This is a genomic window from Actinomadura vinacea, from assembly GCF_039532545.1.
GTDB lineage: Bacteria > Actinomycetota > Actinomycetes > Streptosporangiales > Streptosporangiaceae > Spirillospora > Spirillospora vinacea.
Window position 1 is genome coordinate 1,013,411 of sequence record NZ_BAAARW010000012.1, and the last position, 20,403, is coordinate 1,033,813.

14 protein-coding genes and 1 other RNA gene are annotated in these 20,403 nt (G+C 70.7%); 5 read left to right on the top strand and 10 right to left on the bottom strand.

The genetic code is table 11. From position 1 onward, the window contains the following. Window positions 1-141 precede the first annotated feature (141 nt). The 6 genes from ssrA to ftsE form a co-directional block, all read right to left on the bottom strand. Window positions 142-514: a transfer-messenger RNA gene (gene ssrA, locus ABD340_RS19970) on the bottom strand. A gap of 311 nt (window positions 515-825) precedes the next feature. Continuing rightward, the gene (locus tag ABD340_RS19975; RefSeq protein WP_344590566.1) at window positions 826-2,775 is read right to left on the bottom strand and encodes a penicillin-binding transpeptidase domain-containing protein; all 1,950 of its coding nucleotides are present in this window, start codon (window positions 2,773-2,775) and stop codon (window positions 826-828) included. A gap of 8 nt (window positions 2,776-2,783) precedes the next feature. Beyond that, window positions 2,784-3,257 carry an SsrA-binding protein SmpB gene (gene smpB, locus ABD340_RS19980; protein WP_344590568.1) on the bottom strand — a complete coding sequence of 158 codons (474 nt, stop codon included), beginning with the start codon at window positions 3,255-3,257 and terminating at the stop codon, window positions 2,784-2,786. A gap of 16 nt (window positions 3,258-3,273) precedes the next feature. Further along, window positions 3,274-4,476, bottom strand: coding sequence for a S41 family peptidase (locus ABD340_RS19985; RefSeq protein WP_344590570.1), 1,203 nt, complete (start codon window positions 4,474-4,476; stop codon window positions 3,274-3,276). Window positions 4,477-4,485: 9 nt separating this feature from the next. Next, window positions 4,486-5,391: a permease-like cell division protein FtsX gene (ftsX, locus tag ABD340_RS19990; protein ID WP_344590571.1), complete on the bottom strand. Its 906-nt coding sequence runs from the start codon at window positions 5,389-5,391 to the stop codon at window positions 4,486-4,488. Between the two features lie 126 nt (window positions 5,392-5,517). Beyond that, window positions 5,518-6,207 carry a cell division ATP-binding protein FtsE gene (gene ftsE, locus ABD340_RS19995; protein WP_132150579.1) on the bottom strand — a complete coding sequence of 230 codons (690 nt, stop codon included), beginning with the start codon at window positions 6,205-6,207 and terminating at the stop codon, window positions 5,518-5,520. Between the two features lie 568 nt (window positions 6,208-6,775). On the opposite strand from ftsE, the gene ABD340_RS20000 reads away from it, so the two are divergent. Next, window positions 6,776-6,958, top strand: coding sequence for a hypothetical protein (locus ABD340_RS20000; protein WP_344590573.1), 183 nt, complete (start codon window positions 6,776-6,778; stop codon window positions 6,956-6,958). Window positions 6,959-6,968: 10 nt separating this feature from the next. Here the strand turns inward: ABD340_RS20000 and ABD340_RS20005 are convergent, their stop codons facing one another. Then, a complete protein-coding gene (locus tag ABD340_RS20005; protein WP_344590574.1) occupies window positions 6,969-8,045 on the bottom strand; it encodes a DUF8094 domain-containing protein in 1,077 nt (358 codons plus the stop codon). A 175-nt stretch (window positions 8,046-8,220) separates the two neighbouring features. Between ABD340_RS20005 and prfB the strand changes: the two genes are divergently transcribed. From prfB to ABD340_RS20020, 3 genes are all read left to right on the top strand, one after another. Continuing rightward, window positions 8,221-9,330: a peptide chain release factor 2 gene (gene prfB / locus ABD340_RS20010; RefSeq protein ID WP_344590575.1), complete on the top strand. Its 1,110-nt coding sequence runs from the start codon at window positions 8,221-8,223 to the stop codon at window positions 9,328-9,330. A gap of 163 nt (window positions 9,331-9,493) precedes the next feature. Then, a complete protein-coding gene (locus ABD340_RS20015) occupies window positions 9,494-9,751 on the top strand; it encodes a hypothetical protein (protein ID WP_344590577.1) in 258 nt (85 codons plus the stop codon). 42 nt (window positions 9,752-9,793) lie between these two features. Beyond that, a complete protein-coding gene (locus ABD340_RS20020) occupies window positions 9,794-10,441 on the top strand; it encodes a maleylpyruvate isomerase N-terminal domain-containing protein (RefSeq protein WP_344590579.1) in 648 nt (215 codons plus the stop codon). A gap of 108 nt (window positions 10,442-10,549) precedes the next feature. On the opposite strand, the gene ABD340_RS20025 is transcribed toward ABD340_RS20020, so the two are convergent. Further along, window positions 10,550-15,394, bottom strand: coding sequence for an NAD-glutamate dehydrogenase (locus ABD340_RS20025; RefSeq protein ID WP_344590580.1), 4,845 nt, complete (start codon window positions 15,392-15,394; stop codon window positions 10,550-10,552). 181 nt (window positions 15,395-15,575) lie between these two features. Beyond that, the gene (locus tag ABD340_RS20030) at window positions 15,576-17,216 is read right to left on the bottom strand and encodes a serine/threonine-protein kinase (RefSeq protein ID WP_344590581.1); all 1,641 of its coding nucleotides are present in this window, start codon (window positions 17,214-17,216) and stop codon (window positions 15,576-15,578) included. A 335-nt stretch (window positions 17,217-17,551) separates the two neighbouring features. Between ABD340_RS20030 and ABD340_RS20035 the strand changes: the two genes are divergently transcribed. After that, window positions 17,552-18,205, top strand: a complete 654-nt coding sequence (locus tag ABD340_RS20035; RefSeq protein WP_344590583.1) for a C40 family peptidase — start codon at window positions 17,552-17,554, stop codon at window positions 18,203-18,205. A 169-nt stretch (window positions 18,206-18,374) separates the two neighbouring features. Here the strand turns inward: ABD340_RS20035 and ABD340_RS20040 are convergent, their stop codons facing one another. Next, window positions 18,375-20,342, bottom strand: a complete 1,968-nt coding sequence (locus ABD340_RS20040; RefSeq protein WP_344590584.1) for an acetoacetate--CoA ligase — start codon at window positions 20,340-20,342, stop codon at window positions 18,375-18,377. Window positions 20,343-20,403 lie beyond the last annotated feature (61 nt).

The following is a 20,403-nucleotide window of genomic DNA, read 5'->3' on the forward strand; positions in this document are numbered from 1 at the left end:
CACTGCGGGCCCTGGCGAAGGCGAGCGAAGCTCGCCGAGCGCAGGGCCCAACGGGGGTTCCAGGGGGTCGCCCCCCTGGGAGATATCCGGAAGAGGCGCCGGAAGCGGGCCCGCCAGGGCCCGCGACCACACCTCGCCCACGAGTGGAGGTGGCGGGAATCGAACCCGCGTCCTTCGATGATGAGTCAGGGCTTCTCCGGGTGCAGCCTGCGGATCGCTTTCTCAGCCCCGGCGCTCATGCAGGCCTGTCGCCGGCGGGCTCAGTCGCTGTTAGATGTTCCTGCTCACCCCGCGACCGGGTGAGGAGGTGGAGTCTCCTGATGATGCCAGACCCCGGGACGGAGACGCTCCCGGGCTGGCAGAGTCGCTACTCGCCTCAGGCGGCGAGAGCGAACTCGGACTGCTTCTTAGTGGCAGTTATTGGTTTGCTGTCACAGGATTTGCGAGGTCACGACAGCAACCCTCGACCCGCTTCCCCTGGCTCGACCTACCGAAGTCGAAGCCGGTCACCCCCATGTTCAATTGTCAACGCGGACGCCGAAGCACCCACGGTAGACGCTACAGGTACAACAGGACGGATGCCAACGGCATTCCGGGCCATGACGCAGTGACGCCCCGGTGAGCGGCGAGCTGGGCCGCTCGCTCACCGGGGCCGACCGGCAGGGTCGGGCCGGTCCGGACGGCAGAGCCTCCCCCGAGACGAGGCTCTGGTCTCATCACGGCGACTGAGTCCGCAACCCCCCAAGCGGTATCTCAGTCACCTAGAAAGACGCCTAGGACCCCAACGAGGGTTCCGGCCTGGCCGTAAAGAGACCACAAAGCCGTTCAGCGGGCCCCCGCGGGGGAGCCGGTGAGGAAGATGGGGACCAGCTTGGCCGCGTTGACCTTGCCCTCGACGGCGATGGCGAACGACATGTCGCCACGGGAGCCGACGAACCAGGAGATCGGCTTGCCGTTCTGGTCGGCCACGGCGGTCACGCCACGGACCACGGCGCCGGAGGCGACGACGTTGGCGTCCTTGGCCGTGCCCTGAAAGACCGAGCGCCGCATCAGCTGCTTCCAGCCGGACGTCGCCACCGGGTTGAGCGGCTGGGCGGCCACCTGCTGGGGGTCGCGGGGGTCGTTGAGGAGGTAGGGCGGTCGCCAGGTGCCGGACTCGACCGCACCGGCGACCAGCGCCATGGCCAGAGGGCTCACTTGGACCTTGCCCTGGCCGAGCATGGTGGCGGCCTTCTCGGCGTCGTTGGCGGGCTGCGGTACGGAGCCGGAGAAGTAGGGGACCGACAGCCCCCAGTCCTTGCCGAGTCCGAGCTTGGCGGCCTCGGCGAGCAGGGTGTTCCCGTTCAGCCGGCCGTTCTGGGCGGCCAGGGTGGTCGCGCAGGAGTTGGCGAACTGCATCTGGAACTTGTCCTGCCCACGCGCGCCCCCGCTGGGGTTGGCGAACGTACGGCCGCCCACGGTGGTGGTGGCGGGACAGTCGGTCTTGGTGTCCTGCGCCAGGCCCGAGTTCAGCAGCGCCTCGGCGGAGACGACGCTGAAGGCCATGCCGGGCGAGTAGCGGCCCTCCATGGCCTGGTTGCGGCCGCCGGTGAGATGGTTGGCGACCGCCAGGACCTCACCGGTGCTGGGCCGTACCGCGACCATCGACGCGGGCATCTTGAGGCCGCTCAGGGCCAGGTCGGCGCGGGGCTGGATCTTGCGGTCGAGGGTGGTCTTGACCGGCTGCGGGTTCTGGCCGGGCCACGCGCGCAGCTCCTGCCGTCCCGAGCCGTCGGGGTTCTGCGCCACCACCCGCACCGTGGGGATCCCGGCGAGCCGGCGCTGCAACTGCAGTTGCAGGCCGCTGACGCCGATGGTGTCACCGGGCTGGTACGGGGCGCCGACCTGCTGGAGGCCGTCGGCGGTGGCCGGGCCGAGCGCGCCGACCAGCTCGGGGGCCAGCGCGGGCGCGATCGGCGCCTGGACGGGCTGGGCGTGCAGCGGCCCCTGGACGTTCCTGAGCCGCAGGATGAGCGCGTTGTTCTCGGGACGCTGCAGCGTCAGCAGCGGCAGGAACACGTTCGGCGGCGCGGACTTGACCCGGCCCAGCAGGCGCTCGCCGTCCAGCTGCGGGCCGCGGTTCATCCGCGCGGCGCGGGTGAGCTGGTCGACGGTCTTCTTCGGGTCGCGCAGCTGCCCGGGGTAGACGCCGACAATGTCGGCGTTGACCTTGCGCACCAGCGGACGGTTGGCGGAGTCCAGGATGGGTGAGCGCGCCGGGACCTCGCTCACCACGGCCAGGCGCTGCCCGGCCTTGAGGTTGGGGTTGATGATCGAGGGGTTCCACTCGACCTTCCACTTGCCCTTGATGCGCTTGAGGTGCATGAGGCCGGTGTAGGTCCAGGGCTCGCCGTTCTCCCCCAGGTCGACCTTGACCGAGAAGCGCGCCGTGGCGGAGTCTTTGGTCCGCTCGATGGCCTTCTCCTGGTCGTCGCGCTCCTGGCCGTCCTGGAGGGGCGTGCCCAGCGCCAGCTTCAGCGACGCGGCGTCGAGCTGCCCGCGCACCTGGTCGAGCGCGGCGCGGACGGTGGCCCGGTCGGCGCCGGTGGTCTTGCGGGCGGCGGCCTCGTGGTTGCCGACCTGCCAGGCGATCAGGAAGTCGCGCATGGCCGGCAGCGCGGACGGCTCCGCGAAACAGGCACTGGCGCCGCTGCCGACCAGGGCCGTCATCGCGGCCATCGACACGACCCGGCGGATCCGGGAGCGCGCCGGGTCCAGGCGGGCTCGCTTGCTCATCGGCACCTTCACCGTCCCCTGAAACGGGCCGCGGCGGCGCGCCGCATCTCCCGGTCGGCCTCGCGCTTGGCGATGGCCTGGCGCTTGTCGTAGGACTTCTTACCACGACCCAGGCCGATCTCGATCTTGGCCTTGCCGTCCTTGAAGTACAGCGCGAGCGGGATCAGCGTCCAGCCCGGCTCGGACGACTTGGCGATGATCTTCTGGATCTCCTTCTTGTGCAACAGCAGCTTGCGGCGCCGGCGGGGGGCGTGGTTGGTCCAGGTGCCCTGCGTGTACTCGGGGATGTGGACGTGCTCCAGCCACACCTCGCCGTCCATCACGTGCGCGTAACCGTCGGCGAGCGAGGCGCGCCCGGCGCGCAGCGCCTTCACCTCCGTGCCCATCAGCACCATGCCCGCCTCCCACGTCTCGTCGATGTGGTAGTCGTAGCGGGCCCGCTTGTTCTGGGCGACGAGCTTGCGCCCTGTCTCACGTGGCACTGGTCATCAGCCTCGTTCAGCCTCGGTTCCTGTCCGGCAGCGTCGCGAGCAGGCCGCGCAGCACCGACTGGCCGCGCTGCTCGGCCGCTCTGGGCGGGCGGTCGGCGGGGACCGGCACGTCGGGCTCGATGCCCGCCCCGTCGAGGTTACGGCCGCCGGGGGTCCGGTAGCGACCGACGGTCAACTCGACCGCCGAGCCGTCCGGCAGTTCGACCGGTTCCTGCACCGCGCCCTTCCCATAGGTACGCGATCCTACGATCACCGCGCGGTCGCGATCACGCAGGGAGCCGGCGACCACCTCCGCGGCGCTGGCCGTGCCGCCGTCCACCAGCACCACCACCGGGCTGGACGGGTCGCCGGGACGGGTCACGGTGAGCCGCTCGGCGGGCTGCCCCGGCCGTTCGTAGGTCACCACCAGCCCGCCGGGCAAGAACGCCGAGGCGGCCTCCACCGCCTCCTCCAGCAGGCCGCCGGGGTTGCCGCGCAGATCGAGCAGGATGCCCTCGGCGCCGCGCCCGCCGGCGACGGCGGCGCGGATCTCCTCGCCCACGCCTCGGGTGAACTCCTCAACGCGGATCATGCGGGTATCGGCGCCGGGCCGGCTGACGATGACGTCGTCGGCGCGCACGGCCGTCCGGACGGGGGCGAAGCGGTACTCGCGGCCGTTCCGCAGGACGGTCAGCTCCACCCGGGTGCCGGGGCGGCCGCGCAGGGCCCCCGAGACCCGGGAGACGTCCCAGCCCTCGGCGCGCCGCCCGTCCACGGCGACGATCGAGTCTCCGCCGCGCACACCGGCGCGTTCGGCGGCCGACCCGGGCCGTACACCGGCCACCAGCACCCGTCCCGCGGCCGGCTTGCCGCCGGAGCCCTGGGGGGACTCCTCCTCGTGCGTGCCCAGCCACAGGCCGACGCCGCTGTAACGGCCTTCGAGCCGTCCTTTGAACTCGTCGTACTCGCTGGGCGAGTAGTAGCGCGCCCAGCGGTCGCCCATGCGGTGCAGGAGTCCTTCGATCGCGGCGCCGTCCACGACGCCGCTGCCGACCGGCCCGGACGCCCGCTCGCCGACCCGCAAGGCCGTCTCGTCCAGCAGCGCCGAACGGCGGGCGCCGGAGGGGTCCGCCTCCGGACCGCCGCCGGACACCGTCCCGGCGGCGTAAGCACAGATCACGACGATGGCGACGGCCGCGCCGCGCGGCACTCGACCGGTCGACCGGAACATGCGGTCAGCTTAAATCTTCAGATACCGGCGCAGCGTCAGGAACGAGGCCACGGCGCACAGCAGCACGCCGAAGCAGATCGAGACGATGATGACCGCCACCACCGTTCCCCAGCCCAGCTGGCTGGCGAACCCGACATTGCCGGCCAGCCGGTCGATCAGCAGCATCTTGCTGAGCACCAGCAGGATCGAGGAGAACATCCCGCCGATCAGCCCGGCGATCGCGCCCTCCAGGATGAACGGCATCTGGATATAGGTGTTGGACGCGCCGACCAGTCTCATGATCCCGGTCTCGCGGCGCCGGTTGAACGCCGACAGCCGCACCGTGTTGCCCACCAGCAGCACCGAGGCGACCACCTGGACCAGCGCGATGAACAGCGCGGCCCATTGCAGGCCGTTGAGGATCCGGAAGAACTTCTTCAGGATCTCCTGCTCGTTGATCACCTGGTCGACGCCGGGACGGCCCAGCATGGTCTGCGCGACGTCCTTGTACTGCTCCGGATTCTTCAGCCGGATCCTGAAGGAGTCGGGAATGTCACCCTCCTTCGCGCTCTGCACGAAGCCGGGTGTGCTGGCGAAGCGGTCCTTGAACCGGGCGTACGCCTGCTGCTTGCTCTCGTACTCCACGCCCGCCACCTGCGGGTGCTTCTCCAGCTCGGCCTTCAGACCCTGCTTCTGCGGGTCGGTGGCGTCGGCCTTCTGGCAATTCGGGTTCGAACTGGTCTTGGCGCACAGGAAGATCGAGACCTCGACCTTGTCGTACCAGTAGGTCTTGGAGGAGTTGACCTGCTGCCTGATGAGGAGGCCGGTGCCGAAGAGCGCCATGGCGATGGCGACGGTGATGACGAGGGAGATCGTCATCGTCAGGTTCCGGCGGAGACCGATCCAGATCTCCTGGAGAACGAACTGTACGCGCATGCCTCGATGTCCTTGATCGCCTGTGCCCGCTGGGAGCGTGGGTCCGGTGCAGGCTATGCCATGCGTCCGGATGTCATACGCCCGCCGCGGCCGCTGGGGTTCAGATGCGTGCCGGGTCTCGGAGGGTCAGTAGGCCTGCCCGTAGACGCCCCGGGACTGGTCACGGACGACCCGGCCGTCCTCCAGCTCGACGACGCGCTTGCGGAAGGCGTCGACGATCGCGGCGTCGTGGGTGGCCATGACCACGGTGGTGCCGGTCCGGTTGATCCGGTCCAACACCTTCATGATGCCGATCGAGGTGGCCGGGTCGATGTTCCCGGTGGGCTCGTCGGCGAGCAGGATCATGGGGCGGTTGACGAACGCGCGGGCGATGGCCACCCGCTGCTGCTCACCGCCCGAGAGCTCGTCGGGCATCCGGTGCGCCTTGCCCTCCAGGCCCACCAGGTCGATGACCTCGGGCACCACCTTGCCGATGAAGCGCCGGGGCTTGCCGATCACTTCGAGGGCGAACGCGACGTTCTCGAAGACGTTCTTGTTCGGCAGCAGCCGGAAGTCCTGGAACACGCACCCGATCCTGCGGCGCAGGTGCGGCACCTTCCAGTTGCTCAGCCGGCTCAGGTCCTTGCCCGCCACGTGGACGTGCCCCTGGGAAGGACGCTCCTCCTTGAGGATCAGCCGGAGGAAGGTCGACTTCCCCGAACCGGACGGGCCGACCAGGAACAGGAACTCGCCCTTCTCGATGGCGACGTTCACATGCTGCAGGGCGGGCCGGTTCTGGGTCGGATAGACCTTGGTGACGTTGTCGAAATGGATCATGGCTGCATCACGGCGGTTCAGCACCATTCTTGCGAAGGACCCGCGCGGTCTCGTACGGGAGGAATCGCGTCTGATATCTCTTGTCGTCCCGATGATGCGGACGGTAGTTTTCTTGTAGCGGTTCGTGAATCCCGGGCCGCTTGGTCCGGGGGGCTCGCGGACGGGCCCTGGGGCTCGGGCGTCGTTCCTCCGGCCGACCATCCGGCCGGGCCGTCGATTCGCGTCCGTCGGGACGTTGACGCCTTACCTGATGTCCGTCAACCTGCCTGAGGCGGCATCATACAGCCGCCCTTCCGGCTGAAACGTCACCTCCAGTGGCGGGAGCTGGCTGCGGGCCCGCGGCATCGGACCGCAGGCGGCCGACTCTAAGCGCTCCGGACCCGAAAACGGTAACCGGACTCCGCGGCGAGCCGGGCGGCCCGGTGCAGTGTAGAGGGGGGAACGACCGCCTCGACCCGGCCGGGCCTCGGCCTGGTCCTGGACTTTACAGCCCGGTCATGCGGATTGCTGCGGAATCACGCTTAAAGTTCTCAGTGACAGGAAGTTCCCGATCGAGAGAGACGGCCATATGAGCTGCGAACATCTGATCTGTGCCCGGTGCTCGGGTCCGGTGGTCGAGGGCCGCTGCCCGACCTGCCGGAACGCCCGGGACGAGATGCACCGGCACGGCCCGTCCATCCCGCCGGCGCTGGTGCTGGCCGGGCTCGTCGCCCTGCTCTTCGTCGCGCTCGTCCTGCAGCGCCTGTACTGAACGCGCCCGCTCAGCTGGGGGTCTTCCTGGGGGGAGGCGTGCTGGCCTTGTAGATCCCGCCGGCGTCGGCGATCACATCCGCCTTGGGCGGCTCCTCGCCCTCGCCGTCCTCCTCCTTGGGACGGGCGGGGTCGTAGGCCGCGAACTGCAGCGTCTCTGAGACATGGATCTCGTTCCCCTCGACCGTCCCGTCGAGCAGATGTTCGATCTCCGGCGGGATCGGCGGCTTGGCCGACGCGTCCTCCTTGTCCCGGACCCCCGTCACGCTGTTGCGGAACAGCGAGTACAGCACCAGCCCGCCGCCGTTCTCCGTGCGCAACTGGAAGATCGGATACGGCGTGGCGGTGATCACGGTCTCCACCGTCAGGCCCTTCGGCTTCGCCCGCCGCTTCGCCTTGCGGGCCTTGTCGTAGTAGCCGGTGGTGACGGGCCCCGCCTTCATCACCCTGGCCGCGACGCTGTCGGGCCCCTCCGCCGCGACGGTGGCCTGGATCCCGGGCACCTCGCGGGGACGGATCAGCACCGAGGTGTCGGACGTCGTCAGCGCCGTCGCGTACCCCTCGGCGTCCTTGACGATCTCGGGCTCCTTGGCCTTGGGCGCCAGCTGCGACGCCAGGCTCAGCGTCCACCGCTCCCCGGGGGCGCGCAGGACGAACGCCATCATCGCGGTGCGGGTGCTCTTCTCCTCGCCCCGCACGCTCCTCGGCACCGACGCCACGAACCACTGCGGGTACACCTCGGGCTTCAGCTTCGGCACGAAGAGTTCCGGGGTGCCGTACTCGTACCGGCGGACCGGGTCGCCGTCGAAGGCCGCCTTGCGGTACTCGGCGGCGGTCAGCGCCGACTCGCCGTCCGACACCCAGGTCAGCCCCAGCCGCTCGTCGCCGGCGGCACGGGCCACGTCCTCGTTGGTGACGAACGTGCGGAATTCGCGGCGCGCGACGTCCAGGGTGAGCGGCTCGGGCTCCTCGGCCGTGGCGGTCACCACGGTCGTGGGACGGGCCTCGGGCCTCTCGCCTGCGCAGCCCGCCGCGGCCACCAGCGAAACGGCCACGACCAGCAGCGAGGTTCTCCGCGCAGTATTCATGACGCCGCCCGAACCCAACCTCTCCCCCGGCACTTGACGAACCGATCCCATGCCGTGCCAACGTGCCCGCGATGGTGATCGATCCCGTGATTCTGCCATCCGCAGGGTATTGGCCGGGGCGCGGACCTGAGTATCGGTCGCTCGGGCACTGCCGGGACGAGGATAAGCTCGGGGTGTGGCAGGCATGGATCCCGAAGAACGGCTCAAGGAGCTCGGCGCGACCCTGTCCGGCATCGAGCAGGTGCTGGACCTCGACGGGATGCGGCGCGACATCACCGAGCTGCGCGAGCAGTCCGCCGACCCTGACCTGTGGAACGACCAGGAACGCGCCCAGACGGTGACGCGCCGGCTGTCGTACCTGGAGAGCGAGCTCAACCGGGTCGAGGGCCTGCGGCAGCGCCTCGACGACGCGGCCACCCTCTACGAGCTGGCCGGCGAGATGGACGACGAGGACACCCGCAAGGAGGCCGACGAGGAGCTGGCCGCCCTGCACAAGGCCGTCCAGCAGCTCGAGGTCCGCACGCTGATGTCCGGCGAGTACGACGAGCGCGAGGCCCTGGTCACCATCAACGCCCAGGCCGGCGGGGTCGACGCCGCCGACTGGGCCGAGCAGCTCCAGCGGATGTACCTGCGCTGGGCCGAACGGCACGGCTACCCCACCGAGGTTTACGAGACCTCCTACGCCGAAGAGGCCGGGATCAAGTCCACCACCTTCGTGGTGAAGACCCCCTACGCCTACGGCACGCTGCGCGGCGAGCACGGCACCCACCGGCTCGTGCGCATCTCCCCGTTCGACAACGCCAGCCGCCGCCAGACCTCCTTCGCCGGGCTGGACGTCGTCCCGGTCGTCGAGCAGAGCGACCACGTCGACATCGACGAGAACGACCTGCGCGTCGACGTGTACCGCTCGTCCGGCCCCGGCGGCCAGGGCGTCAACACCACCGACTCGGCCGTCCGCATCACCCACATCCCCACCGGGATCGTGGTCTCCTGCCAGAACGAGCGCAGCCAGCTCCAGAACCGCGCCACCGCCATGGGCGTCCTGCAGGCCAAGCTGCTGGAGCGCAAGCGGCAGGAGGAGGCGGAGAAGATGTCGCAGCTGCGCGGCGAGGGCACCAGCAGCTGGGGCACCCAGATCCGCAACTACGTGCTGCACCCGTACCAGATCGTGAAGGACCTGCGCACCGGCGTGGAGGTCGGCAACCCCACCGCCGTCCTGGACGGCGACATCGACGAGTTCGTCGAAGCCGAGATCCGCTGGATGCGCCAGCAGGAGCAGAACTGACGCTCAGGCCGTCGGGTGCCGGAGCGGCCCCACCGCAGCGGTCAACAGAAGCGGACCCGTCCGGCACCCGATCGAACACAACCATCTTCCCAGGGTGACCGATAGGTCACTCAACGAAAAGACTAATGTGGCGAATGTCGGCCACCTGGCCTTTGATGGTGGCATGGGAGAGCGCGAGACGATCGCCGACGAACTGGAGATGCGCGGGTCCCCGCTGTGCGACTGCGCCGAGGCCGGCCCGCCCGCCGGGATGGCCCACCACTGCTGGTGCGCGGCCGTACGCGCCTCGGCCCTGGCCCGCCGCACCGCGTCCCGCACCCGGCACGCGCGAGAATGCGGCTGCGACGAAGCCGACCGGTCGGCCGCCCTGTTCTGGGAAGGACGCTTCACCACCCGCCCCCCAGGCCCAGGCGCCTGCTGAATCCGCTTGCCCCCCGTTCCGGCCCGGCATTAGCGTGCCGCGGTGGATCTCTTCTCACGCTCGTGGACGGCGTTGCGGACGGCGGTCGCCGAAATCCCGGACGAGGACTTCGAGCAGCCCTCCGGCTGTACCGGCTGGCTCGTGCGGGATCTGGTGTGCCACCTGGTCATCGGCGCCCAGGACGTCCTGATCACCCTGGTCACGCCCGCCGAGACCGAACCGACCATGGACGCGGTCACCTACTGGGCCCCCGCCGAACCCGGCGAGGGCCCGCCCGACGAACTGATCCCCCGGCTGGCCGCCGCCTACGGCGAGCCCCGCTGGCTCAAGTTCCACTTCGACGACGTCGGCGCCGCCGCGGGCCGCGCCGCCGAACTCGCCGATCCCGGCGCCCGCGTCAGCACACAGGGCGAGGTGCTGACCGTCGGCGACTACCTGTCCGCGTACGTGCTCGAATGGACCTTGCACCACCTCGACCTGATCGCACATCTGCCGCCAGCAGCCGAGCCGCCCGCGGAGACCCTCGCGGCGACCCGCGCGACACTGGAGAAGATCGCCGGAACCCCGTTCCCCGCCTCGTTCTCCGACAAGGACGCACTCCTGATCAGCACCGGCCGCCGCCCGCCGACCGCCGCAGAGAAAGCCGAACTGGGCCCCCTCTCCGCAAAACTCCCCCTCACCCTCGGCTGAGCATGCCCCCTGCCGGGGTGGGGGCGTCCCGGAGCGAGCCCCCAGGCGAGCGCAGGGACGTGCCCGCCCCGCCTGGGGGTCTGGGGGGTGGCCCCCAGGTAGACACAGCTAGAGCCCGCTGGCTGTCACCAGGGTGCGGATCGCGCCTGCGGCTACTGAGAGGGTTGCCAGGTCGAAGCTGTCGCTTTCCCAGATCTCGGAGAGGGTCTGCTGGGCGCGGGAGACGGCTGTGCGGTTCTTGTCGGCCCAGTGCACCATGCGCTGCTCGGGGCTGGCGCCGGGTTCGCTGATGACCAGGACGTCGCGGGTGAGGGCGGCGTGGGCGGCGTACAGGTCGTCGCGGAGGGCGGAGCGTGCCATGGAGCGCCAGCGGTCGTCGCGGGGCAGCGCGATGATGCGTTCGCGGAGGCGGGAGAGCTGGAGGCGGTCGGCCAGGTCGAAGTAGACCTCGGCGACCTCCTCGACCGGGCGGCCGGTCTCCTGGGCGATGCCGACGAGGTCGAAGGTGGAGAAGGCGGGGACGAGCATCGCGGACTGTTCGGCGAGTTCGTCGGGGACGCCGCGTTCGGCGAAGTCGTCGCGGCGCTGCTCGAAGGCGGCGAGGTCGAGGCCGACCAGGACCTTGGGCAGCTGGGAGCCGAGGGTGACGGCGCCCTTGGCGAAGAAGTCGATGGTCTCGCGGATGTCGAACGGTGGGCGGCGGTTGTGCAGGAGCCAGCGGGCGCCGCGTTCGGTGAGCTTGCGGGCCTCCAGCAGCATCTTGATCTGGGTGGACTCGTCGACCTGGTAGGTCAGCGCCTCGACCGACCGCCAGAACCGCGGCATGTCGAAGACCTCGCGGGCGACCAGGTAGGCGCGGGCGATGTCCGGGGAGGACGCGCCGGTCTCCTCGGTGATCCGGAACCCGAAGGTGATGCCGCTGTTGTTGACGACGTCGTTGACGACCGCGGTGGTGATGATCTCGCGGCGCAGCGGGTGCCGGTCCATGTAGGCGCGGAACCGCTCGCGCAGCGGGGTCGGGAAGTAGTCGACGAGCCAGGACTCCAGGTACGGGTCGTCGGGCAGGTTGGAGGCGACCAGCTCGTGGTCGAGGGTGAGCTTGCCGTAGGCCAGCAGCACCGAGAACTCGGGGCCGGTGAGGCCGAGGCCGGCCTGGCGCCGCTCGGCGAGCGCCTTGTCGTCGGGCAGGAACTCCAGGCGCCGGTCGATCTTGCCGTCGCGTTCCAGCTTGCGCAGGTGGCGGGCGTGCACGTGGAGCATGGAGGCGGCCTGCGCGCGAGCCGAGGCCAGGACGACGTTCTGCGCGTAGTTGTCGCGCAGCACCAGGTCGGCGACCTCGTCGGTCATCCCGTACAGCAGGGTGTCGCGCTGCTTGCCGGTCAGTTCGCCGTCGCGGACCACCTGGTCGAGCAGGATCTTGATGTTGACCTCGTGGTCGGAGGTGTCGACGCCGGCGGAGTTGTCGATGAAGTCGGTGTTGACCAGGCCGCCGTCGCGGGCGAACTCGATCCGGGCGAGCTGGGTGAGGCCCAGGTTGCCGCCCTCGCCGATGACCTTGCAGCGCAGTTCGGCCGCGTCGGCGCGGAGGGTGTCGTTGGCCTTGTCGCCGACGTCGGCGTTGTTCTCCAGGGACGCCTTGACGTAGGTGCCGATGCCGCCGTTCCACAGCAGGTCGACGGGGGCGCAGATGGCGGCGTGGATGAGCTGGAACGGCGTCATGGCCTTGACGTCGTCGGGGATGCCCAGCACGGCGTGCATCTGGGGGGTGATCCGGATGGACTTGGCGGTGCGGGGGAAGACGCCGCCGCCCTTGGAGATCAGCGCGGTGTCGTAGTCCGCCCAGGTGCTGCGGGGCAGCTTGAACAGCCGTTCCCGTTCCTCGAACGAGCGTTCGGGGTCGGGGTCGGGGTCGATGAAGATGTGCCGGTGGTCGAAGGCGGCGACCAGCTTGATCCGCCGGGACAGCAGCATCCCGTTGCCGAAGACGTCGCCGGACATGTCGCCGACGCCGACGACGGTGAAGTCCTCGTTCTGGATGTCCTTGCCGAGCGAGCGGAAGTGGTACTTGACCGACTCCCAGGCGCCGCGGGCGGTGATCCCCATGCCCTTGTGGTCGTAGCCGACCGAGCCGCCGGAGGCGAACGCGTCGCCGAGCCAGAAGCCGTAGGACGCGGCGACCTCGTTGGCGATGTCGGAGAAGGTGGCGGTGCCCTTGTCGGCGGCGACGACCAGGTAGGTGTCGTCGCCGTCGTGCCGCACGACGTTGGGCGGCGGCACCACCTTGCCGTCGACCATGTTGTCGGTGAGGTCGAGGAGGCCGGAGATGAAGTCCTTGTAGCAGGCGATCCCGGCCTGCATGAACGCCTCGCGGTCGGCGGCGGGGTCGGGCAGCTGCTTGCCGACGAACCCGCCCTTGGCGCCGGCGGGGACGATCACGGTGTTCTTGACGGCCTGCGCCTTGACCAGGCCGAGGATCTCCGTGCGGAAGTCCTCGCGCCGGTCGGACCAGCGCAGCCCGCCGCGCGCCACCGACCCGAACCGCAGGTGGACGCCCTCGACCCGGGGCGAGTACACGAAGACCTCGAACTTGGGCCGGGGCTGCGGCAGGTCGGGGATCCGCTCCGGGTCGAACTTCAGCGACAGGTACGGCTTGCGCTGGTAGAAGTTGGTGCGCAGGGTCGCGTCGATCATCGACAGGTAGGCGCGCAGGATGCGGTCCTCGTCGAGGCTGGCGACCTCGTCGAGCTTGCCGTGCAGTTCCTCGGCGATCCCGGCGCTGCGCTCCTCCTCGCCGCCGGCCAGGGTCGGGTCGAGGCGGCTCTCCCACAGCCGCACCAGCAGCCGGGCGATGGGGGCGTTGCGCAGCAGCACCTGCTCGAAGTAGCGCTTGGAGAAGGCGTTGCCGGCCTGCCGCAGGTAGAGGGCGTAGGCGCGCAGGATCATCGCCTGCCGCCAGGTGAGCCCGACGTGCAGGACCAGGGCGTTGAAGCCGTCGTTCTCGATCTCGCCCCGCCACAGCGCGATGAAGGCGTCCTGGAACAGGTCCTTGGTGGCCTCCTCCGGCACGTCGGCCGGCGGCTCGTAGCGCAGCCCCAGGTCGTAGATCCAGGCCCGGCCCGCGGCCGCCTCGTCGCCGGTGTCGGCGGGGTTGATCTCGTACGGGCGCTCGTCGACGACCTCGACGCCCATGTTCTGCAGGAGCGGCAGCACCCGGGACAGCGTGATCGGCTCGCCCAGCCGGTAGATCTTGAGGCGGCGCTCGCCGGGCCCGGCGCCGTAGGGCTCGTACAGGTTGATCGAGGTGTCGTGGTGCTCGTCGAGCGCGTCCAGCCGCTTGAGGTCGGCCACGGCGGTGCGGGCGGGGAAGTCGGCCTTGTAGGCCTCGGGGAACGCCTCGGCGTAGCGGCGGGCCAGTGCCCCGGAACGTTCCTCACCGCACTGCTCGATGATCGCGTCGGAGAGGTCTTCGGCCCAGGAGCGGGTCGCGGCCGCCAGCCGGGCCCCGAGTTCCTCGGCGTCCACGTCGGGCAGCGGGCGGCCGCGCTCGCCGCGCACCACCACGTGCAGCCGGGCCAGCACGGACTCGGTGACGTTGGCGCTGTAGTCGACGCTGACGCCGTCGAAGGCCTGCCGCAGGATCTCCTGGATCTTCAGCCGGACCTTGGTGGTGTAGCGGTCGCGGGGCAGGTAGACCATGCAGGACATGAACCGGCCGTACTGGTCCTTGCGTAGGAACAGCCTGAGCTGGCGGCGCTCGCGCAGCCGCAGCACGCCCAGCGCGATCGGCAGCAGGTCGTCGGTGGAGATCTGGAACAGCTCGTCGCGCGGGTAGGTCTCCAGGATCTCGATGAGGTCCTGGCCGTCGTAGCTGTCGGCGGTGAACCCGGCGCGCTCCAGCACCTCCTCCAGCTTGCGCCGCAGGACGGGGATGTTGGAGATCGACTCGCTGTACGCGCCGTGCGCGAACAGGCCCAGGAAGCGGCGCTCGCCGACCACCCGGCCGCTCGCGTCGAACTTCTTGACGCCGATGTAGTCGAGGTAGGCGGACCGGTGCACGGTGGCGCGCGAGTTGGCCTTGGTCAGCACCAGCAGCCGCTTCTCGGTGGCCTTCTCGCGGACCTCGGGCGGCAGCGCGGCGAAGCTGCCGGACTCGCTCTTGTCGTTGCGCAGGATCCCCAGCCCGGTGCCGGGTTCGGGACGCAGGGCGGTGCCGTCCTCGGTGAGGGTGTAGTCGCGGTAGCCGAGGAAGGTGAAGTGGCGCTCGGCGAGCCAGTCGAGCAGCTCGACGCCCTCGGCCCGCTCGGCCTCCGGCAGCGGCGGCGGCTCCTCGGCGAACGTCAGCGCGACCTCGCCGGCCCGGGAGCGCATCTTGGGCTCGTCCTCGACCGCGACCCGCACGTCCTGCAGGACGCGCAGCAGGTCGCGCTCCAGCTCGTCCAGCATGGCCCGGTCACTGGTGCGGTCCACCTCGATGTGGATCCAGGACTCGTCCAGGTCGCGTTCGCTTTCGAGCTTGCCGCGGAACGCCTTGAGCTGCCCGGCCACGTCGCGGTCGACGCCCATCAGCGGGTGGACGATCAGGTGGGTGGTCAGCTGGTGCCGGTTCAGCTCCATCGCGACGGAGTCGACGAGGAACGGCATGTCATCGGTGACCACCTGCACGACGGAGTGCCCGGGGTCCCAGCCGTGCTCCTCCAGGTTCGGGGTGAAGACCCGGACCTTGGCGCGCCCCTGGGGGCGTTCCTCGCCCAGCAGCCGGTGGGCCATGGCGGGCCCGCAGATGTCGGCCGGATCGCGTGCCAGCAGATCCTCGGGGGCGACGTTGCGGTAGTAGAGCCGGAGGTACTCGACCGACTCCTCCACGTCCGCGCTCCGGCCGCCCGGCCGCTGGGCGCACGTCTCCGCCGCCCGCCGGAGCAGGTCGTCCTTGGCCTGGTCGAGCTTGCCGCCCATCAAACAACTCCCTAGAGACCCTTCGCCACCTCGTTGTGGCGCCGCTCACTTGCGCCAGCGTAGCCAGGAATCGCCCCAAAGCCGACCGGCGGGGGGCACGCGGCGAGCATGACCTTCCTTACGGTCACGCCCACAAAACCTGTCGCCGGCGCACCTCGTTCAATTTCGCCCTATGGGACGTTCACCCACCGGTGTCCGTTCCGTCGCCTTCCGGCTCGCCGGGGTCGTCCGGCGGCGGTTCCTCGGTCTCGGTCTCGCTCTGGCTCGGCGACGGCGACGTCGACGGCCCGCCGGTCGGCTTGGACGACGTCGGCAGGTCGCTCGGCGGAGGGGAACCGGGCAGCGTGTCGCTGTAACTCGGGGACGGCGTGGTGGGCAGCGTGTCGTGGCCGGTGTCCTCCGGGACGGGCAGGTTCCGTTTCGGCAGGCTGGGCGCGACGCTGGGCGCCGTGCTGGACGGCGAGACGGGCTGCTGGGAGTCGCTGACGGGGTGGCCGGTCTTGCCGTTCCCGTCGCCGCTCAGCGCGAGCACGGTGGAGATGACCGTGGCGGCGATGAGCAGGGCGGCGGCGCCGGCGAGCGCGGCCATCCGGCGCGGGCCGGACACCGCGTGCCGCAGGCCGTTCCGGCGCCGGTCGCCGACCATTTCGGGGGGCAGGGTGTTCTGCGCGGCCCATTCCTCGGGGGACGGCGGCCGCTCGGAGCGGTCGGGCCAGTCGTCGAACCCGGCGGCCTCGGCGTCCCCAAGGGGCTCGAGCAGGCCTGTCGCGTCGGCGTCCGGGCCGGGGACCGCCGGCGCGGCGACGGTGGCCTCGCTCGCGGCCGCGGCGCGGCGGGCCGGCCTGGGCGACGCGAGGGCGGCCGCGCGGGCCTCGTCCTCGTTCAGCTCGGCGGCCAGCACGCTGCCCACGGCCAGGATCGCGGTGGCGTCGTCGGGGGCGGCATCGTCCGGCTCGGCCCCGGCGCGCGCGCCGGCGATCGTCGCGGCGGGGACGGGTGCGGTGGCGGCGGCGCGCTCCTCGTGGCCGAGCAGCCGCATCAGCAGCTGCCGGGCGTTCGGCCGGTCGGCCGGGTCCTTGCGCAGGCAGTCGACGACCAGCTCGCGCAGCGGGCCGTCCAGCTCGCCCAGTTCGGGCTCGCTGTGCAGGATCCGGTTGATCACGGCGGGGATGGTGTCCTGCCCGAAGGGGGGCTCCCCGGTGGCGGCGAAGGCCAGGGTCGCGGCCCAGCAGAACACGTCTGCGGCGGTGCCGATCTCGTCGCCCTGCAGCTGCTCGGGCGCCATGTACGAGGGGGTGCCGATGACCTTGCTGGTGAGCGTGGTGGAGCCGCTGATCGCCCGGGCCACCCCGAAGTCGATCACGCGCGGGCCGTCCAGGCCGATCAGCACGTTGTGCGGCTTGAAGTCGCGGTGGATGATCTCGGCCTGGTGGATGGCGGTCAGCGCGGTCGCGGTGCCGACCGCCAGCCGCTCCAGCGCCGCGCCGCCCAGCGGGCCCTGCTCGGTGACCAGCTGGTTGAGCGAGGGGCCGGGCACGTACTCGCTGACGATGTAGGGCCGGTCTCCGGTGGCGTCGGCGTCGATCACCTGCGCCGTGCAGAACGGGGCGACCCGCTTGGCGACGTCCAGCTCGCGCAGGAACCGGGCGCGGGCCTTGTCGTCGGAGGTCAGCTCGGCGTGCAGCAGCTTGACCGCGACCCGGCCGCCCTGCCCGTCCTCGGCGAGGAAGACGGTGCCCTGACCGCCTTCGCCCACGCGGCCGATGAGCGCGTAGTGCCCCAGCCTCTCCGGGTCGCCGGAACGCAGCGCCCCAACCTCCATGCGCCGAACCGCCCTCTCTGGACCGATGGGATCGGACGACCCGTCCTGATCACCATGGATCGGCACAGATCGGCCCCTTCGATTGTGTGACGCCCCAACCCCTGGGGAAGTTCACCCGGCCCTGAGACCCTACGTCGCGATGTCACGCTGCGCCCGGCATACGCACACTTTGAGGTGATCTTCCCTTCGCCTCGCCGTCGCGGTGCCCGCTCGGCCCGCGGAACGGGCACAAAGCTTGAACAGATCCGGTAACGCGCGACATTATGGCAGGTCAGCAGCCGATTATCAGGGAGATTCGGGAGTGTGGCGGGCGGCTTCGGGGTACACAGCCGCCGATGATCTTCGTAGCGAGGTACGGGGGCATGGCCTGCGCGGGCACGCTGGCCCTGGCCCTCGTGCTGGTACCAGGCGTCGCCGAGGCGGGGCCGGCGGCTCCGGGGCCGCCGGAATCCCCGTCGCGCGGGTCCGTGTCCCCGTTCGCCTCCGCCGCGGTGCCCGCGGGCGGGCCCCCGCAGGAGGCGGCGGGCGAGTCGCGTTCGCAGCGGTCCCTGGCAGCCCTCCAGGCGGCCGTGCGCAAGGAGCGGTCCAGGCTGCGGGCCGCCTGGAAGCAGCGCGCCCGGAAGGCCGTCGCGTTCGCCCACGCGCAGCGGGGACGCCCCTATGTATGGGGCGGGACGGGAGAATACGGGTTCGACTGTTCCGGCCTGGTGCAGCAAGCCTGGCGCCACGCCGGGGTGTTGATCCCACGGGTCAGCTACAGCCAGTACGAGCACATCCCCACCAAGGTGTCGCGGAGCAAGCTGCGTTCGGGAGACCTCGTCTTCTTCAACCGGATGGGGCATGTCGGTATCTACGTGGGCCAGGGCAGGTTCGTTCACGCGCCGCGGACGGGCCGGCCCATAACGATCGAGGAGCTCCAAGGCCGGTACGCGCGCAACTACTCCGGGGCCGTACGCCCAGGCTGGACGCCGCTCCCGCCCCTGCAGTGAGCCGGATCCTGTCTCGAACCGGCCTCAGGTGCCGCGCGAGCGCGCTACCTGGCCGGTGATGCGATGCCGGAGGCGAGCCTCACCGGCCAGATCGCGAAGCGATGTCGCGCTCGCACCAAGCACGGTCAGGGTCCGAGCCGCCAGGCGAGGACCCTGACCGTGATTGCAATCAACACAGCGGCGTGAAGTGGTCGAGGACCTCGGGGTTGGCCAGCGAGTCGCGGTTGGCGGCCTGGTCGACCGGGGTGCCCAGGAGGATCTTGCGGACCGGGACCTCCAGCTTCTTGCCCGACAGCGTGCGCGGGATGCCGGGGACCTGGTGGATCTCGTCGGGCACGTGCCGCGGCGACAGCGCCGAGCGCAGCTCCCGCTTGAGCCGCCCGACCAGCTCGTCGGACAGCTCGGTGCCCGCGGCGGCCTGGACGTAAAGGATCAGCCGGCCCTCCTCGCCCAGCCGTCCGGTGTCGATGACCAGGCTGTCGGCGATCTCCGGGAACGCCTCCACGACGCGGTAGAAGTCGGCGGTGCCCATCCGGACGCCGCCGCGGTTGAGGGTGGAGTCGGAGCGGCCGTAGATGACGCAGCCGCCGTCCGGCCGCACCTTGATCCAGTCGCCGTGCCGCCACACCCCGGGGAACATCTCGAAGTAGGACTCGCGGTAGCGGGAGCCATCGGGGTCGTTCCAGAACATCACCGGCATGGACGGCATCGGCTCGGCGATGACCAGCTCGCCGACCTCGTCGACGACGGGCTTGCCGTCGTCGCCGTAGGCCTCCACCTTGGCGCCCAGGCTCCGGCACTGGAGCACGCCCGCGTACAGGGGCAGCAGCGGGGACGGGCCCACGAAGCCCGTGCACAGGTCGGTGCCGCCGGACAGCGAGCCGAGCAGCAGGTCTTTGCCGACCGCCTCGTACACCCAGGCGAACCCTTCGGGCGGTAGCGGCGACCCGGTGGAGCCGATGCCGCGCAGGGCCGACAGGTCGTACTCCTCGCCGGGTCGCATGCCCTGCTTGGCACAGCTGGTGATGTAGGGGGCGCCCAGGCCCATGTAGGTGACGCCGGTGTCGGCGGCCAGCTTCCACAGGTCGAGGGGGGCGCCGTCGTACAGGACGATGGTGGACCCCACCAGCAGGCCGCCGACGAGGTAGTTCCACATCATCCAGCCGGTGGTGGTGTACCAGAAGAACACGTCCTCCGGCCCCAGGTCCTGGTGAAAGGTGATGGCCTTGAGGTGTTCCAGGACGACCCCGCCGTGCCCGTGCACGAGCGGCTTGGGCAGGCCCGTGGTGCCCGAGGAGTAGACGACCCAGAGCGGGTGGCCGAAGGGGACGGGCTCGAACTCCAGCGTGTCCTTGTCGGACTTGGGCAGGTCACCGTAGTGCATGCCGACCCGCAGCCCGTCGGGCGTGGCGGCAGGGTCGAGGTAGGGGATCAGCACGGTGGCGGCGAGGGTGGGCAGCGCGGCCTCGATCTCGGCCACGATCTCGCGGCGGTCGAACCGCTTGCCGTTGTAGGCGTAGCCGTCCACGGCCAGCAGGACCTTGGGCTCGATCTGCGCGAACCTGTCGATCACCGACGAGGAGCCGAAGTCGGGCGAGCAGGACGACCAGATCGCCCCCAGCGACGCGGTCGCCAGGAAGCAGATCAGCGTCTCGGGGATGCTGGGCAGGTACGCGACCACCCGGTCGCCCTTGCCCACGCCCAGCTCGGCCAGCCCGGCGCGCACCTCGGCGACCTGCATGCACAGCTCGCGGCCGCTGAGCACGCGGTGCCCGCCGGCCTCGGACCGGAAGACCACCGCGGTCCGGTCCGGCGCCTGGGACGCGTGCCGCAGCGCGTTGGCGGCGTAGTTGAGGGTGGCACCGGGGAACCACTCCAGCCCGTCCACCGGGAGCGGCCCGCCGGCACGGACCGGGCCGTCACCGCGCTCGCCGACCACCTCGAAGCCGGACCAGATCGCGTCCCAGAACGCGTCGATCTCGGTGACCGACCAGTTCCACAGGTCGTCGTAGGACCGGACGTCGACGCCGCGTTCGCGCAGCCCGTGCATGAAGCGGGTGGCCCGCGCCCGGGCGGTGGCCTCCTCCGACGGCTCCCACAGCAACGTGCCCTCGGAAACCTCTTGGTCGCGCGACATCCGTCCGTCCCTCCGCCGCAGCCCGCAGTACCTCACCAGCATCGGGCCGACGGGGTGACCT

What these genes read in the sequence shown, in the direction of transcription:
- ABD340_RS19975 (WP_344590566.1), bottom strand. Translation starts at nt 2,775, where the DNA reads ATGAGCAAGCGAGCCCGCCTGGACCCGGCGCGCTCCCGGATCCGCCGG.
- ABD340_RS19985 (WP_344590570.1), bottom strand. Translation starts at nt 4,476, where the DNA reads ATGTTCCGGTCGACCGGTCGAGTGCCGCGCGGCGCGGCCGTCGCCATC.
- ftsX (WP_344590571.1), bottom strand. Translation starts at nt 5,391, where the DNA reads ATGCGCGTACAGTTCGTTCTCCAGGAGATCTGGATCGGTCTCCGCCGG.
- ftsE (WP_132150579.1), bottom strand. Translation starts at nt 6,207, where the DNA reads ATGATCCATTTCGACAACGTCACCAAGGTCTATCCGACCCAGAACCGG.
- ABD340_RS20000 (WP_344590573.1), top strand. Translation starts at nt 6,776, where the DNA reads ATGAGCTGCGAACATCTGATCTGTGCCCGGTGCTCGGGTCCGGTGGTC.
- ABD340_RS20005 (WP_344590574.1), bottom strand. Translation starts at nt 8,045, where the DNA reads ATGAATACTGCGCGGAGAACCTCGCTGCTGGTCGTGGCCGTTTCGCTG.
- ABD340_RS20015 (WP_344590577.1), top strand. Translation starts at nt 9,494, where the DNA reads ATGGGAGAGCGCGAGACGATCGCCGACGAACTGGAGATGCGCGGGTCC.
- ABD340_RS20025 (WP_344590580.1), bottom strand. Translation starts at nt 15,394, where the DNA reads ATGGGCGGCAAGCTCGACCAGGCCAAGGACGACCTGCTCCGGCGGGCG.
- ABD340_RS20030 (WP_344590581.1), bottom strand. Translation starts at nt 17,216, where the DNA reads ATGGAGGTTGGGGCGCTGCGTTCCGGCGACCCGGAGAGGCTGGGGCAC.
- ABD340_RS20035 (WP_344590583.1), top strand. Translation starts at nt 17,552, where the DNA reads ATGATCTTCGTAGCGAGGTACGGGGGCATGGCCTGCGCGGGCACGCTG.
- ABD340_RS20040 (WP_344590584.1), bottom strand. Translation starts at nt 20,342, where the DNA reads ATGTCGCGCGACCAAGAGGTTTCCGAGGGCACGTTGCTGTGGGAGCCG.